The organism is Crossiella sp. S99.2 (assembly GCF_023094165.1).
In the GTDB taxonomy this organism is placed as follows: domain Bacteria; phylum Actinomycetota; class Actinomycetes; order Mycobacteriales; family Pseudonocardiaceae; genus Crossiella.
The window spans coordinates 75,519-89,795 of record NZ_JALMDK010000016.1; the positions used below are offsets into that span (position 1 = coordinate 75,519).

At 72.0% G+C, this 14,277-nt stretch carries 14 protein-coding genes; 3 read left to right on the plus strand and 11 right to left on the minus strand.

Annotated elements, in window-relative coordinates; translation table 11 throughout:
• Positions 1-174: 174 nt before the first annotated feature.
• Positions 175-1,113 (plus strand): LysR family transcriptional regulator, encoded by a 939-nt coding sequence (locus MZC64_RS40565; RefSeq protein WP_247764958.1) that lies wholly within the window; start codon positions 175-177, stop codon positions 1,111-1,113.
• Between the two features lie 7 nt (positions 1,114-1,120).
• On the opposite strand, the gene lanL is transcribed toward MZC64_RS40565, so the two are convergent.
• The 7 genes from lanL to MZC64_RS40590 form a co-directional block, all read right to left on the minus strand.
• Positions 1,121-3,748, minus strand: coding sequence for a class IV lanthionine synthetase LanL (gene lanL, locus MZC64_RS40570; protein ID WP_247764959.1), 2,628 nt, complete (start codon positions 3,746-3,748; stop codon positions 1,121-1,123).
• Between the two features lie 16 nt (positions 3,749-3,764).
• Positions 3,765-5,492, minus strand: coding sequence for an ABC transporter ATP-binding protein (locus tag MZC64_RS48985; protein ID WP_247764960.1), 1,728 nt, complete (start codon positions 5,490-5,492; stop codon positions 3,765-3,767).
• Positions 5,489-7,165, minus strand: coding sequence for an ABC transporter ATP-binding protein (locus tag MZC64_RS40580; protein ID WP_247764961.1), 1,677 nt, complete (start codon positions 7,163-7,165; stop codon positions 5,489-5,491). Before MZC64_RS40580 ends, MZC64_RS48985 begins: the two co-directional genes overlap by 4 nt.
• A 65-nt stretch (positions 7,166-7,230) precedes the next feature.
• Complete coding sequence (locus MZC64_RS49230) at positions 7,231-7,314, minus strand: ALQxL family class IV lanthipeptide (RefSeq protein WP_374205862.1); 84 nt, start codon at positions 7,312-7,314, stop codon at positions 7,231-7,233.
• Between the two features lie 46 nt (positions 7,315-7,360).
• The gene (locus MZC64_RS40585) at positions 7,361-7,450 is read right to left on the minus strand and encodes an ALQxL family class IV lanthipeptide (RefSeq protein WP_247764962.1); all 90 of its coding nucleotides are present in this window, start codon (positions 7,448-7,450) and stop codon (positions 7,361-7,363) included.
• A gap of 40 nt (positions 7,451-7,490) precedes the next feature.
• Positions 7,491-7,574 carry an ALQxL family class IV lanthipeptide gene (locus MZC64_RS49235; protein WP_374205864.1) on the minus strand — a complete coding sequence of 28 codons (84 nt, stop codon included), beginning with the start codon at positions 7,572-7,574 and terminating at the stop codon, positions 7,491-7,493.
• Positions 7,575-7,619: 45 nt separating this feature from the next.
• Positions 7,620-8,678, minus strand: a complete 1,059-nt coding sequence (locus MZC64_RS40590; protein ID WP_247764963.1) for a radical SAM protein — start codon at positions 8,676-8,678, stop codon at positions 7,620-7,622.
• 242 nt (positions 8,679-8,920) lie between these two features.
• Here MZC64_RS40590 and MZC64_RS40595 point away from each other — a divergent pair, with 242 nt between their 5' ends.
• Positions 8,921-9,775 (plus strand): AfsR/SARP family transcriptional regulator, encoded by an 855-nt coding sequence (locus tag MZC64_RS40595; protein WP_247764964.1) that lies wholly within the window; start codon positions 8,921-8,923, stop codon positions 9,773-9,775.
• A gap of 7 nt (positions 9,776-9,782) precedes the next feature.
• Here the strand turns inward: MZC64_RS40595 and MZC64_RS40600 are convergent, their stop codons facing one another.
• Complete coding sequence (locus MZC64_RS40600) at positions 9,783-10,571, minus strand: SDR family NAD(P)-dependent oxidoreductase (RefSeq protein ID WP_247764965.1); 789 nt, start codon at positions 10,569-10,571, stop codon at positions 9,783-9,785.
• Positions 10,572-10,694: 123 nt separating this feature from the next.
• Here MZC64_RS40600 and MZC64_RS40605 point away from each other — a divergent pair, with 123 nt between their 5' ends.
• Complete coding sequence (locus MZC64_RS40605) at positions 10,695-11,288, plus strand: TetR/AcrR family transcriptional regulator (protein ID WP_247764966.1); 594 nt, start codon at positions 10,695-10,697, stop codon at positions 11,286-11,288.
• A gap of 7 nt (positions 11,289-11,295) precedes the next feature.
• Here the strand turns inward: MZC64_RS40605 and ilvA are convergent, their stop codons facing one another.
• The 3 genes from ilvA to MZC64_RS40620 all read right to left on the minus strand — a co-directional run bounded on the left by ilvA (position 11,296) and on the right by MZC64_RS40620 (position 14,247).
• On the minus strand, positions 11,296-12,531 hold the full coding sequence (gene ilvA / locus MZC64_RS40610) for a threonine ammonia-lyase IlvA (RefSeq protein ID WP_247764967.1): 1,236 nt from the start codon (positions 12,529-12,531) through the stop codon (positions 11,296-11,298).
• Between the two features lie 74 nt (positions 12,532-12,605).
• Entirely contained in the window at positions 12,606-13,349 is a 744-nt protein-coding gene (locus MZC64_RS40615; protein ID WP_247764968.1) for a VOC family protein, read from the minus strand.
• Between the two features lie 124 nt (positions 13,350-13,473).
• Positions 13,474-14,247, minus strand: a complete 774-nt coding sequence (locus tag MZC64_RS40620) for an amidohydrolase (RefSeq protein WP_247764969.1) — start codon at positions 14,245-14,247, stop codon at positions 13,474-13,476.
• Positions 14,248-14,277 lie beyond the last annotated feature (30 nt).

The window sequence follows — 14,277 nt, forward strand, 5'->3', positions numbered from 1 at the left end:
CGGAAGTCCAGAACCCACGAATTCGCTATGCGCTCCATCGGCGATCCAGATACTTCACCTGACCTGCGAAGATCCCGCCGCCCCGCCTCCGCCGTCGAGTTGGCCCAAGTGGTACACCCAGTTGGGCAAACTGTGCGTACGACTTGGGCCAACTCGGTGGTTTAGGGTTGGTGGGTGTCTGATGACTGGGGCAGGGCTGATTTGAACCTGCTGCTTCCGCTGAACGCACTGCTCATCGAGCGCAATGTGACCAGGGCCGCGGAACGCATCAGTGTGGCGCAGCCGTCGATGAGCGCGATGCTGGCGAAACTGCGCAGGCATTTCGACGATCCGCTGCTCATCCGCGAGGGCCGGGGCATGGCGCTGACCCCGCTGGCGGAGTCACTGGCCGGGCCGGTGCAGGCCGCGCTGATCGCCGCGCGGCAGGTGCTCACCGCGGGCCGCCGGTTCGACCCGGCCACCGAATCACGCACCTTCAGCGTGCTGGCCAGCGACTACGCGGCCACCACGCTGTTGCGCCCGGCGCTGCGCGCGTTGCTCACCGAGGCGCCGGGGGTGCGGCTGACCATCGAGCCGCTGCGCGCCGACCTGATCGAGGTGGTGCGCAGCGGCCGGTGCGATCTGCTGCTGTGGCCGCTGCAACTGCCCGAGCAGGAGCTGCTCCAATTCCCGCACACCCCGCTGTTCGAGGACGAATTCATCGTGGTGGCCGACCGGGACAGCCCGTTGACCGGTCCGTTGACCGCGGCGGACCTGGCCGGCCTGCCCGCGGTGCAGGTCAACGGGGTGGGTGACCGGTGGGCGGTGCCCAGGGGCAAGCTGGCCGAGCGGGGCGTGCGCCAGCCGGCCACCGTCACCGTGGAGTCCTTCACCCTGGCCCTGGAACTGGTGGCGGGCACCCACCTGATCACGATGACCCAGCGGCGACTGTTCGAGGCGCTGGGGCCGGGACTCGGGCTACGCGAGGTGCCGCTGGCCGAGCCGGGGCCGCAGTTGACCATCGCCGGATTCTGGCACCCGCGGCACGTGCTGGATCCGGCCAATCAGTGGCTGCGCGCACACCTGGCGCGGGTGGCCGCGGGCCTGGGCCCGACTCAGCCCAGGGACCGGTAGGACCTGGTCACCGCTGGGTACCGGTGAGCAGGGCGGGCAGCCAGGGGCGGGGGCCGCCGTCGCGTAGCCGCAGTAGGAAGGACAGGGTGCCGCTCAGGCCGGTGTTGAAGTCGGCCAGGATCTCGGTGCCGGATTCGTCGGGCAGGACCAGGCGGCCCGCGCGCAGGGTGTTGCGGGCGTGGATGGCGGCCGCGAGTTCCGCCGCCCAGTCCCGGTAGCCCTTGTCGCCGGTGACCTCGGCGAGGTCGAGCAGGAACTCGGCGTCGCCTGCCAGGCCGTGGCACTGCGAAAGCCCGGCCTGCCAACGGGATCGGCGGACGGCCACGGCGGCTTGGACCGCGAGGGCGGCGTGCCGGTCCTCGCCGGTGCGTTGCCACAGCCGGGCCAGGAAGGTGCCGACGCCGGAGGAGCCGCTGCACCAGTTTGTTCGTGCTGGGCCGCCGGATTCGGCGCTGGGCCAGTACGCGCCGCCGCGGTCGAACCTGGCTGCTGCGGCCAGGGTGTCCGCGGCCGCGGTGGCCAGATCCAGGTAGGCGGACTCGCCGGTGGCGGTGGCTGCCGCGAGCAGGAAGGCGCCCGCGCCCGCGACGCCGTGGGCGAAGCCGTAGTGCACGACTCCGGCCAGGCGGGAGGAGAACCCGGCCGGGATCGGCCAGCGGAGGTGACCGTCGCGGTGTTCGGCGGCGGTGACCATGGTCTCGGCCGCTTCCCTTGTCCTGGTAAGGAATTCCTCCTCGCCGGTGGCCTCCCAGAAGCGGAGCTGGGTGAGGCCGGCGCCCGCCACGCCGTGGCAGATGTCGGGGTTCGGCCAGCGCAGCGGCACCCGGCGGGCCAGCGTGCCGGCGAGGTGGCGCAGCTGCCCGTCGCCGAGCAGCTCGGCGGCCTCCAGCAGCGCCCACGCGGTGCCGGAGCGGCCGAAGTAGAGGCCGGGCAGGGTGCGTGGTTCCCGGTCGATCCGGCGGGCGATCCAGGTGGCCGCGGTATCGACGGCGGCTGTCAACTCCGGTGTGGTGGCGGCGGCGCGGGTCAGCACGGCCAGCACGCCCGCGGCGCCGTGCTGCACGTTGAGCGGGTCGGTGGTGGCGCCGAAGGCGTTGGTCGGCCACAGCCGCACGGGAGCATCTGAGTCCATTGTGGACAGTAGGTGGGCGAAGCCGTCGGCGAGCAGGCGGTCCAGGTCGCCGTCCTCGATCCGGCTGGGCGCCGAGGTCGAGGGCTGCGGTTCTTCCAGTGCGGCAAGGAAAGCGCGCACTTCGGCCAGTGGCGGGCGGCGATCCGGGTCCGCGTGCAGCAGGGCCACGATGATCGGGGCCAGCAGGCGGGCGGCGGGGTTGAGCAGGTGCAACCAGTTCTCGATGCGCTCGGCGGTGGGGCGCGAGTCGGCGGGCAGCAGCGGGTCCGTGCCACTGACCAGGTAGAACAGGGTGGCGCCGAGGCTGAACAGGTCGGCCGTGGGCGCGGGGGCGGGCCCGAACGACGCCGCGCCGGCCTGTTCCGGTGCGCCGTAGGCCGGGGTGTGCGACCGGGACACGCCGGTGCCAGGCTCGGCGAGCAGTTCGAGGTCGATCAGGCGCAGGCTCCCGTCTGGCAACACCAGGACGTTGTTCGGAGTGAAATCCCTGGCCACATAACCGGCTTCGTGTACCAGCTCCAGCAGCTCCACCAGGCCAAGCGCGACCTCCCGCGTGCGGGCGAACGGGGCCTGGGTGTCGCTGACCCACTGCCGCAACGTGCTACCCGGCAACGCCTCCTGCACCAGGAACAGCTCACCCTGCTGCTCGAAGACGCCGAGGGACTTCGCCGTGTGTCCGGAGGCGGCGAAGCGGCGCAGCATTGCTTCCTCGTGCCGCCGCCGGTCCCGGATGTCCTGCCCGCTCAGCCCGGCTCCGGCGTGCGGGCGGGCCTGCTTGATGATGACCTCCGCTCCGGTTTCCTGTTCCACCCCAAGGTAAACACCACCGGTGAAGGCGTGCCGGAGTACCTTGGTGACCAGGAACCGCCCGTCCAGCAGCACCGGCTTGGGCGCGGCGGAGCCAGCCTCGACCGGCTCGCGGAACGGGTCACGGGGCGCCCACGGCGGCAGGGTGAACCAGGCTTTGCGCTGATCGAGGACCAGGCTCCCGTCCGGTGCGATCAGCATCGCCTCGTCCGCGCCGTCGTTGCCCAGCATCCGCACCCCGGTGAACGCGCCGAACCGGTAGTGCACCAGGCTTCCCGGCCGATACGGCCGGTCCGACAGAATGCCCGGTCCGGGCAGGCCGGCCGTCACCTGGTGCAGTTCTTCGGCCAGGGCAAGGAGTTCGTCCTCGGCGCAGTCCGGGTACGCGGTGAGGAACTTGCCGCCACTGCCCCGATCACACCGCCGGGAGCCCAGTTCCTCCACCCGCGCCAGGGTGGCCGCGAACTTGAACGGGCACTCCCGGCGCAGCAGGACCTCCGCCGCGCGCGCCAGCACCAGCGGCGCGGACAGCGGGGTCGCCGAGAGGTGCAGCTTCCAGCCCTGGGTCCGCCGTCGGCCGGCCGGTGGCTCCATATAGCACCAGAACTCCTCGGGCCGGACAGTCCACTGTGGACTCTCGGGCCGGGCGAGCGCGGCGGTGGCGCAGTCCAGCAGGAGCCGATCGTCGACGGTCATGGCTTCCCCCAGCTCGTCACGGTGTGACCGGAATCGGCTTGTCGTGGTCCCAGTGGCCCACCAGGTCGGCGTAGCGGGCCGAGGTGGCGACCAGCTCGTGGTGCGTGCCGAGGTAGGCGGCCTGCCCGTCCAGCAGCAGCACCCGGTCGGCGCGGCGGGCCGAGCTGATCCGGTGCGCGATGACGATGACGGTGCCCGGCCGCGCGGCGAACGCGGCCTCGGCCCTGGCCTCGGCGTCCGGGTCGAGCCCGGAGGTGGCCTCGTCGAGGATGACCACCCGCGCGGACGAGAGGTGCACCCTGGTCAGCGCGACCAGTTGCTTCTCCCCGTGGGACAGCGCGGCCCCGCCCGCGCCCACCAGCGCGTCCAGTCCGCCGAGCCGATCGGTGACCGGCTGGAGGCCGACCGCGGCCATGGCCGCGCCGATCTCGTCCTCGGTCGCCTGCGGCGCGAGGTAGGTCAGGTTCTCCCGCAGCGTCCCGGCGAAGACGTATGCCTCCTGCGGGATCAGGCCGACCAGCCCACGCAGCTCGGCCTCGCCGATGTCCCCGACCGCCGTCCCGCCGATCGCGACCCGGCCGCGCACCGGAGTCAGCAGTCCGGCCAGCAGGTTCGCCAGGGTCGACTTGCCGATCCCGCTGGCGCCGACGATGGCCAGACTGCCGCCGCCGGGCACCGCGAAGCCGAGGTCGGCCACCACCGGCGCGGACCGCGGCCCGTAGCCGAAGGTGAGGCCCTCGACCGCCAGGTCGTGCCGCTGCGGCGCCGGGCTCGCGCCCCGTTTGTCCTGCTGCTGGGCGAATTCCTGCCCGAGCCGGGTGATGCTCACGGCCATCTGCAGGCCCCAGGTGGCCAGCACCTCCAGCAGCTTGCGCAGCGCCGGTTCCAGACTGACCGTCAGGTAGGTGACCGCGCCCACCAGCTCGCCGATGCTCAGGGAACCGTTGCGCAGCAAGGAGGGCGAGGCGAGCAGCAGCACGATCACCGGCAGCTGGCCGCCGAGGAACACGATCAAGGTCCTGGACGCGGTCGCCCTGGCCAGCGCCCGCGCTCGCCGCACCTGTTCGGCCACCGCCGCATCCACGCCCGCGGCGACCGATTTGATGCCACCGCAGGCGATCGCGTCCCGGATGCCACCGAACGCGGTGCCCGCCCGCCGGGCCACCTCCTCCTCGGCGAGCAGTTCGGCCCGTTGCCGGGCGGCCAGTCCGGGCAGCAGCCAAGCGAACAGGGCCAGCGCCAGCAGCACGAGCACGCCACTGATCACCGCGACCAGCGGCGCCAGGAAACTCAGTCCCACCAACGCGGCCACCGCGGAGAACACGATCTGGCGGACCACCCGCAGCAGGGCGAACATCACGTCCCGGACGGTCTGCACCTGTTCGGTCAGCCGCGCGACCCCGGCGGTGTCCGGCGGTGTGGTTGAGCGAGTCGCCTCGGCGACCACGCCCTGCACCACGGCGGTGAGGAAGGCGTCGCGCACCGGTTCGACCACGGCGGCCAGCCACGGGAACAGGCGGCTGGTGGCCAGCGCGCCAAGGGCGGCCGCCACCAGGAGCAGGGCCAGCATCCCCACCGCGGGCAGGAAGCCATCCGCCAGGAAGTGGTCGATCGCCGCGGAGACCAGCAGCCCGGACACCCCGAACGGCACGGCCTCCACCAGCGACCAGCACAGGATCCGCAGCAGCGCGCCACGCCGCTCGCGCAGCACCCGCAGCAGCAGCGTGCGCCCCGGCCGGTTCACCCGGCACCGCCGGCCACGAAGACGGCGCGGTACCCCGGCTGCGTTTCCCACAGCGTGTGGTGCGGCGCGACCGCCCGGATCCGGCCGTGGTCCAGCCAGGCGACCAGATCGGCCCTGGCGGCGGTGACCGTGCGGTGCGCGATGACCAGCCGGGTCCGCCCGGCCAGGCCCTCGGTGAACGCCTCGGCCAGCTTCGCCTCGGTGATCGTGTCCAGGCTGGAGGTGGCGTCGTCGAGCACCAGCACCCGTCCGTCGTGCGCGACCGCGCGGGCCAGTCCCAGCCGCTGCACCTCGCCACCGGACAGCGGCGCGCCGTCCAGCCGGGTGTCGAACCCGGCGGGCAGCCGCCGGATGAAGTCCTCGGCCTGCGCGATCCGCGCCGCGCGTTCGACCTCGGCGTGCTCCGGTCGGCCAAAGGCAATCGCCTCGCGGATGGTCTCGCCCAGCAGGACCGGGTGGTCGAAGGCATAGCCGACGGCGTCGCGGAGGGCTGCCGGGTCGAGGGTGCGCACCGGCACGCCGTCGAGCAGCACCGCGCCGGCGTCCGGATCGAGCAGCCCGCCCGCGAGCAGACCGAGGGTGGTCTTGCCGCTGCCCGAGCGGCCCACCACGGCCACCACCGCGCCAGCCGGGACCTCCAGGTCCACCGCGTCCAGCACGAGCCGGTCATCGAGGCGGACCGAGACGCCGCGGAAGGACAGCGCGCCCGGTCCGGCGGGCAGGGCCGTCGCACCGGCGTGCACCGTGGGCCGCTCGGCGAGCAGCTCGGTGACCCGGTTGGCGTTGGCCCGCGCGGCCGCCAGCGACATCAACGGGTCGACCTGCTGGGCGAAACCCAGCGCGATGGTGAGGTAGAGGGTCACGGCGAGGAACTCCCCCGGCGTGATCCGGCCGGTGGCGACCCCGGCGCCGGCCACGATGAGCACGGCGACCCGGAGCGCGGTCTGGGCGAAGCCCACCTGCCAGGAGACCGCGCGGAGAACGTCCCAAGTGGACAGTCCGGCACGGGCCAGCTCGGGCATGGGCGCGAGAATCCTTTGTACCTCGCGGTTTTGCGCTCCGCAGGCGCGGATGGTCCGGCTGCCCGCGAGCGCGTCGGTGAGCCGGGCCGCGATCCCGGACAGGTGGCCGAGGTATTCGGCGAACCGGCTGGTGGAGGTGCGCATCGACCGCTGCAGCACCAGGCCCACCGGCAGTGCCCCGATCAGGAAGGCGAGGCCGACCCGCCAGTCGATCAGCCACAGCGCGATCAGCCCGCAGCCCGCGGCGATCGTCTCCACCACGACTTCGACCAGGTACGGCAACGCGTTGGCCGCCGTGGCGGCGTTTCCGGTGAGGCGGGCGAGCAGGTCGCCGACGGGGTGGCGGCGCGTCCCCGGCACACCCAGCGCGAACACCTGCCGCACCAGCCGGTGCCGCAGCACGCCGAGCACCGTGGTCGCCGCCGAGATCCCGGCGATCTCGCCGCCCCATTCGGCCAGCACCCGCAGCAGCAGCAACCCGGTGAAGGCCAGCAACGCGGCGGTGGCGCTGTCACCGGCCAGGATCCGGTCCAGTACCAGCGCAGAGGCTGCCGGGAGCAGCAGCCCGGAGGCAGCCGCGACCACCGTCGCCGCGGTCTTGCCCGCTGCGGCCGCGGGCGCGAGCCGCAGCAGCCCGGCCGTTGCGGGCATGGATCCTCCCCAGGTTCGTGGAAATGGACGGCCCCGGTCCGTTGCCGGACCGGGGCCGGGTCACATCAGATGGTGATCCGACACGGCCACAGGCCGAACTCGGTTTCCGTCTCCTCCAGGACCTGCAGGGCGTTCACGTCGAACTCCATGACAATCACTCCTTCCCGGTGCTTGGTGGGTATTCCTCGGGGCCGCTCAGGTCTCGATGGTGACCTGGCACGGCCACAGGCCGAACTCGGATTCCGGCTCGTCCAGAATCTGGAGAGCGTTCACGTCGAACTCCATGAAGAAACACTCCTTCCGGTACTCGCCTCGGCCGGTCAGCTCAGATGGTGATCCGGCACGGCCACAGGCTCAGCTCGGTCTCCGTCTCCTCCAGGACCTGGAGAGCGTTCACGTCGAACTCCACGAAACATCACCCCCATTCCATGTGTGCACAGCGATATCGCCTTCCTCAGCGGGAAGGAGTCAGGGGCAGGAACACCGGGCGGGCCTCGATCCGGGCCCGGTCCTCGGCAGTGCCGTAGTGGTAGTCGATGCGGCGGGCGGCCTCGGCCCAGTCCCGCATGGTGCGCACCGGCGCGAGGGCCTCGACCACGAAGGGTTCGCTCCACCGCGCGACCGAGCGCGCCCAGAGTTCGGCAGGCGGATCCTCGAGCAGGCTGCCCACGGTGCCCTCGTAGATCGCCATCGCCCGCACCCTGCCGTCGGGTTCCACCTCCATCGACGGGATCAGGCCCTGGGCAAGCAGATCGGGGCGGTACTGCACGCCCCGGTAGTCCCGGACGGAGACCTGGACTCCTGGCGGGGCAAGGGATTGCAGGCGCCTGCCGTACTCGGGCGCGATGAGCGCGTCGGACTGCTCGTCGGTGAGCAGTTCGTGCTCGACGAACTCGGGCCTGCTGGCCAGCCCGATCGGCATCGCCGCGCCGAAGGACAGCCGGGTCAGGCCGGGAAAGCGCGGCACCACGTCGGTGCAGAACAGTTCGAGCTGGTCGAAGCTGGTGCGCACCACGGTCGCGTCCAGCCCGAACTCCACCGGTGTCGCACCGCGGGCCCGCTGGTCCGCTGCGTACTCATCGAGCAGCCGCAACGCGGCCATGGTCCGGTCGAAGGAACCCGCCCGGCCGCGAATCAGGTCGTGCGTCGCCGCGGTCGGGCCGTCGACGCTGACGTAGACGGCCGCGCATTTGGCCACCACACTCTCGATCAGCTCCGGGCGCAGCGACCAGCCGCTGGTGTACAGCACGACATCCACGCCCGCGCCGGTGATCCGGTCGACGATCTCCGGCAACCGCCGCACCGCGAGCGGTTCGCCGCCGGCGAGCAGGATGGTGGCCGGGCGCAAGGAGGTCAGCGCGTCCGCGACGCGCAGCATCTCCTCGTGCGACAGCTGTTTCGACGGGCGCCTGCCGGATTCGGTGTAGCAGTGCGAACAGCGCAGCGGGCAGGTGTAGGTGACATCCCAGACAATGTCGGACGGACATTCCGGAACCGCTTGTGTGCCAGTCATGTTCTCGCTCCCCCCGTTGTGCCGATGCTCGTTGCCGCCGGGTGACACCGAGGACCATCCAGCACCGGGTTCAGCGTCCGGTCATCGTCGGATCAGGGCCGGTTCAAATCCCTGCTGGCGATGACGAATCGATCACGAAAGTGAACTCCGGACTGCCCTAAGGTCCGGCTGCGCAGCCCTTTCGGTCCGGCGGGCCCCGGCAACATGCTGGCCGGACGATTTCCCAGGGATTGAGGGTTCGCGTGAAGCTGCGGCTGTTAGGTGCGATGGAAATGCGGGTCGGCGGCACCGTCGTCCCGCTCGGTGCCCGGCAGCATCGGCTGGTACTGGCGATTGTGGCGTTGCAGGCCAACCAGCTGGTCCCGCTGGACCGCCTGGTCGAGCTGGTGTGGCCGGTCTCCGCGCCGCGCACCGCGGCGCACGCGATCCGGGTCTGCGTGTCCCGGCTGCGCGGCGAACTCGACGCCGCCGCGGTCGACCCGGATGAAGCCTCGATCCTCACCCACGGCTCCGGCTACATCCTGCGTACCGATCCGCAGCGGATCGACGTGCACCGGTTCCAGTCGCTGATCGAGCGCGCCCGCTGCTCCGGCGAGGACGAGACCGTGGCGTCGTTGCTGGATCAGGCCCTGGCGCTCTGGCAGGGACCGCCGCTGGCCTGCACGGCCACCGAGGAGACCAGGAGCCGCCTGTTCGACGGGCTGGCCGAGACCCGGCTGGTGGCCATGGAGGACCGGCTGGACGCGCTGCTGCGGCTGGACCGGCACAAGCACATCGTCGGCGAGCTGACCACGCTGGCCGAGACCTATCCGACCAGGGAACGCCTGGTCTGCCAGCTGATGCTGGCCCTGCACCGGGGCGGTCAGGCCAGCCAGGCGCTGGTGGTGGCCCGCCGGACCCGCGAGCGCCTCGCCGAGGAGCTGGGCATCGATCCCGGCGAGGAGCTGCGCCGGCTCGAACTCGCCATCCTGCGCAATGATCCGGACCTCGGCGCCGGCCCGCGCGGGGTGGTCGCGGCGGACTGCCCGTACTGCACGTGCAGCTGCCGGGGCCAGCCGATCCCCAGGCGGCCGGCACCGGCGGTCGCCGTGCGGTGATGGGCCGTCAGGCCGTCTTGAGCTGACCGCCGTCGATGAGGTGGTCGGTTCCGGTGATGCTGCCCGCCAGCGGTGAGGCCAGGTAGCTGACCAGGGCGGCGACTTCCGCGGGCTCGACGAATCGGCCCGTGGTGAGCCCCAGTCCGGCGGGCAGCTGGGCCAGGAACTGCGCGTGCGGCACGCCCAGCGACCGGGCGAGGTCCGCGCCGTAGCCGTCCGGGGCCTCCCACATCGAGGTGCGCACCGGGCCGGGGGAAATGGTGTTCACCCGCACGCCCAGCGGGGTGACCTCCTCGGCGAGTGCCTTGCCGAAGGCGGTCAGGGCCGCCTTGGCGGCGGTGTAGGGCATCGGCCCGGCGTGCGGCATCCGCGCTCCGTTGGAGGAGATGTTGACGATCGTGCCCTTGCGCCGCAGCAGGCTGGGCAGGGCGGCGCGGGTGGTGCGGACCGCGCTGAAGAAGTTCAGCTCGAACATGCGCTGCCACGCCTCGTCGTCGAAGGTGGCGAAGCCGCCGGTCTGGCCACCGTCGCTGTCCCCGCCACCGACGTTGTTGACCACCAGGTCGATCTCGCCCAGCTCGGCCAGCGCCCCCTCGACCAGCCGGGCCGGTCCGTCGGCGGCGGCGAGGTCGACCGGGATCGCGGTCGCGCCGGAGGCGGCCAGTTCCGGGGAGACGGTGCGCGAGCCCGCCACCACCCGCATGCCCTCGCCGAGCAGCGTGCTGACGATGGCCAGGCCGATGCCGCGGCTGGCGCCGGTGACCAGGGCGGTCTTGCCGTTCAGTTGAACGTCCATCTGCCCAAACTCCCTCTAGTCGCATCCAGCTAGACCTTACTTGCGCTCTAGTTGCGACACTAGTGTTGCAATTAGAGCGCGTCAAGGAGCCGTCCTGTAATGTTTTGCCGACAAGGAGGCTCCGTGACACAACAAGAAGAGGCACGTCCGGCCGGGCGGGCGCGGCGGGCGGATGCCGAACGCACCGTGCAGGCGATCCTGGAGGCGGCTGAGCGCGTGCTCAGCGCCGATCCCTCGGCCTCCATGGAGCAGATCGCCACGGCCGCTGGCGTGGCCAGGACCACCGTGCACCGGCGGTTCGCCACCCGCGAGGTGCTGATCGACGAGCTGACCGCGTGGGCCGCCCAGCGCTTCGCCGACGCGGTGCGCCGTGGCCGCCCGGAGACCGCGCCGCCACTGGTCGCGCTGTATCAGGTGACCGCGAACGTGCTCGAAGTCAAGATCGGCTGGGGGTTTGCGATGAGCCGGACCTCAGCGGCTGATTCCCAGGTGGCCGGCGTGCACACGGGCGTGCGCGAACAGTGCGACCGGCTCTTCCTGCGGGCCAGGGACGCCGGGTTGTTCCGCACCGACGTCGATCTGGACTGGGCCCGCTGCGTTTACTACGCGCTCATCCACGAGGCGGCCCAGCAGCCCGAACCGACCGACACCGACACGCTCGCCACCCGCGTGGTGGACACCCTGCTCCGCGGGATCGGCGCGAACGGCGGCCTCTGAGCCGCGCTCAGACCAGGAAGCGGTAGGCCGTGGTGCCCGGCGCCACGTGCTGGATGTGCAGCGGGGACTCCTTCATCCGCGCCCACAGCCGGTCGTAGTCCTCGGCGCGGCTGATCTCGATGCCGACCAGCGCGGCGCCGGTCTCCCGGTTGTCCCGCTTCTGGTACTCAAACAGCACCACATCGTCGTCCGGGCCGAGCACGTCATCCAGGAACCGGCGCAGCGCACCGGGCTCCTGGGGGAACTCGACCAGGAAGTAGTGCTTGAGGCCGCGGTGCACCAGCGAGCGCTCCACCACCTCGGCGTAGCGGCTCACGTCGTTGTTGCCGCCAGAAAGCAGGCACACCACGGTCTCGTCGGGTTGCACGGTGAGTTCGCTGACCAGCGCGGCCGAGGCCAGCGCGCCCGCGGGTTCGGCGATGATGCCGTCCACCTGGTACAGGTCCAGCATCTCGGTGCACACCGCGCCCTCCGCCACCGTGAGCAGCTCGGCGCCGCTGTCCCGGACCATCGGGAAGGTCAGCTCGCCGACCCGGCGCACGGCCGCGCCGTCGACGAAGGAGTCCACCTCGGGCAGCGTCACCGGACCGCCACTGGCCAGCGCCGCGATCATGCTGGCCGCGCCGGCCGGCTCGACGCCGATGACCCGGGTGGCCGGAAAGTGCTCGCGCAGCCAGGTGCCAACCCCGGCGAGCAGGCCGCCACCACCGACCGGGACGATCACCACATCGGGGGCGCCACCCAGTTGCCGCAGGATCTCCAGGCCGACCGTGCCCTGTCCGGCGATGGTGCGCGGATCGTCGAAGGCGGGCACCAGCACGGCGCCGGTGGCCGCGGCGTGTTCCTGGGCCAGCGCGGCCGCGTCGTCGTAGGTGTCGCCGTCCACCACCAGGCGGACCCTGCCCTGGCCGAGCGCCTCGATGCGGTCGCGCTTCTGCCGGGGCGTGGTGCGCGGCACGTGCACCCGGCCCTCGATGCCGAGGCGGCGGCAGGCATACGCCACGCCCTGGCCGTGGTTGCCCGCCGAGGCGCAGACCGCGCCGGCCCCGGTGAACTCGGTCTGGGACAGCAGGTTGAACGCCCCGCGCAGCTTGTAGGACCGCCCGACCTGGAGGTCCTCGCGCTTGAACCACACCCGCGCGCCGGTGCGCTCGGACAGCCGCTGGTTGACCTCCAGCGGTGTGGTGCGGGCGACCCCGTCCAGCCGTGCGGCGGCCGAGGAAACCTCTTCAGCGAAGGACATGGTCCTCATTCTCGTGCAGGTCTGGCTGGGGTTTTGCCTGGTGTGCGGTAGGGCACCGTCCATTGTGCACCCACTCACATGGTGATGATGGTGAACACCGCGCCGTGCGGGTCGGTGAGCACCGCGGAGCGCCCGAGCACGGTGTCGGTGGGCCGCCCGGTGACCCGGCCGCCCAGCTGCCCGGCCCGCGCCGCGGACTCGTCGCAGTCCCGGACGGCGAAGTAGGCCATCCAGTACGGCGTGGTGATCTCCGGGTGGCCCGGCCGCATGCCCGCCACGGTGCGGCCTTCGATCCGCCACTGCGAGTACTCGACGTCGCCGAGCCGCCGGTCCCTGGCCTCCCAGCCGAACACCTCGCCGTAGAAGGCCTTGGAGCCGTCCGAATCGCCGGTGCTCAACTCGTTCCAGCAGAGCGTGCCGGACTCGTTGAACAGCTCGCAGCCGGGCATCTCCCCCGGCTCCCACACCCCGACCTCGGCCCCGGCCCGGTCGGTGAACACACCGATCCGCCCGGTGTCGGCGACCTCCTCGGCGGGGAAGAGCACCTGGCCGCCCGCGGGCTCAACCCGCGCGGTGGTGGCCTCGGCGTCGTCGACGAGCACGAAGGTGCGCCAGGCCGTGCGCTGACCGGGCGCCAGCAGCGGTCCCGCGCCCGCGACCGCCTTGCCGCCCTTGGTGAACACGGTGTAGCCGCCGGCGGATTCGGGTGCCACGCGGGCGGACCAGTCGAACAGGCCCATGTAGAAGGACCGGGTCTGCGCGAGGTCCGGGGACCGCACGTCTATCCAGCCCGGGGTGCCCGGTGCCACTGCGCCCATGTGTGCTCCTGGTGCTCGTGCGTGTTCGTTCTCGGCACATCTTCTCAGCACGCACCGAGGTCAGTTCGTGACGGGGCGTGAGAACTGGTTGCGGATGGGGCCCGCGGTGGACGGTACGCGGCCGTCAGAGCCAGCCGAGCAGCCGCCCGGCATTGCCGCCCAGCAGGCGATCCGCGGCCCCGGGTAAGAGCCCGCGGGCTTCCTCGATCAGTGCCCGGTAGTCGCGGCCGGGCTCGAACCGCGTCCATGGCCAGTCACTGCCCCAGACCAGGCGATCCGGGCCGATCACGGCGCACAGCTCGCCGGCCGCTACGGCGCCTGCCGGGCTGCGGTAGAGGCCGGAGATCTTCACCCAGATGTGCGGGTGCGCGGCGAGGTCGAGCACCAGGCGCCAGTCCGGATCGGCCTGGGGCAGTCCGAGGTGGTCGAGCACGACCGCTCCCGGCCAGTTCCGCAGCGCGGCGGCCAGGTACGTCCACTGCTCGCCGGTGGCCTGCACTTCCAGGTGCCAGCCGAGTTCGGCCAGCCGCTCGCCCAGCGCGGGCCACCCAGGGCCGTCCAGGGCCGGTGGCGGCTGGCCGATGAGGTTGAGCCGGAGGCCGCGCACTCCGCCGCGGTGCAGCGCCGGGAGTTCCCGCGCGGCCGACCGCGGATCCGCGGTGTCCAGCACGACCACCCCGCGGAACCGCTCGGGCTGCGCCGCGATCGCGGTCAGGAGGTAGCTGTTGTCGACGCCGAGGAAGCTCGGCTGGACCAGCAGCGCGCGGTCGATGCCGTGCTCGTCGAGCAGCCGCAGGTACGCCGGCCAGGGGGCCTCGCCGGTGGGTGTGTAGCGGCGGCGAGCGGCCAGGGTGAGCCCGTGCTGGAACACGTGCGCGTGGGCGTCGACCCTGATCACCGGGCCAGACTAGACAGGTAGTGGATCACT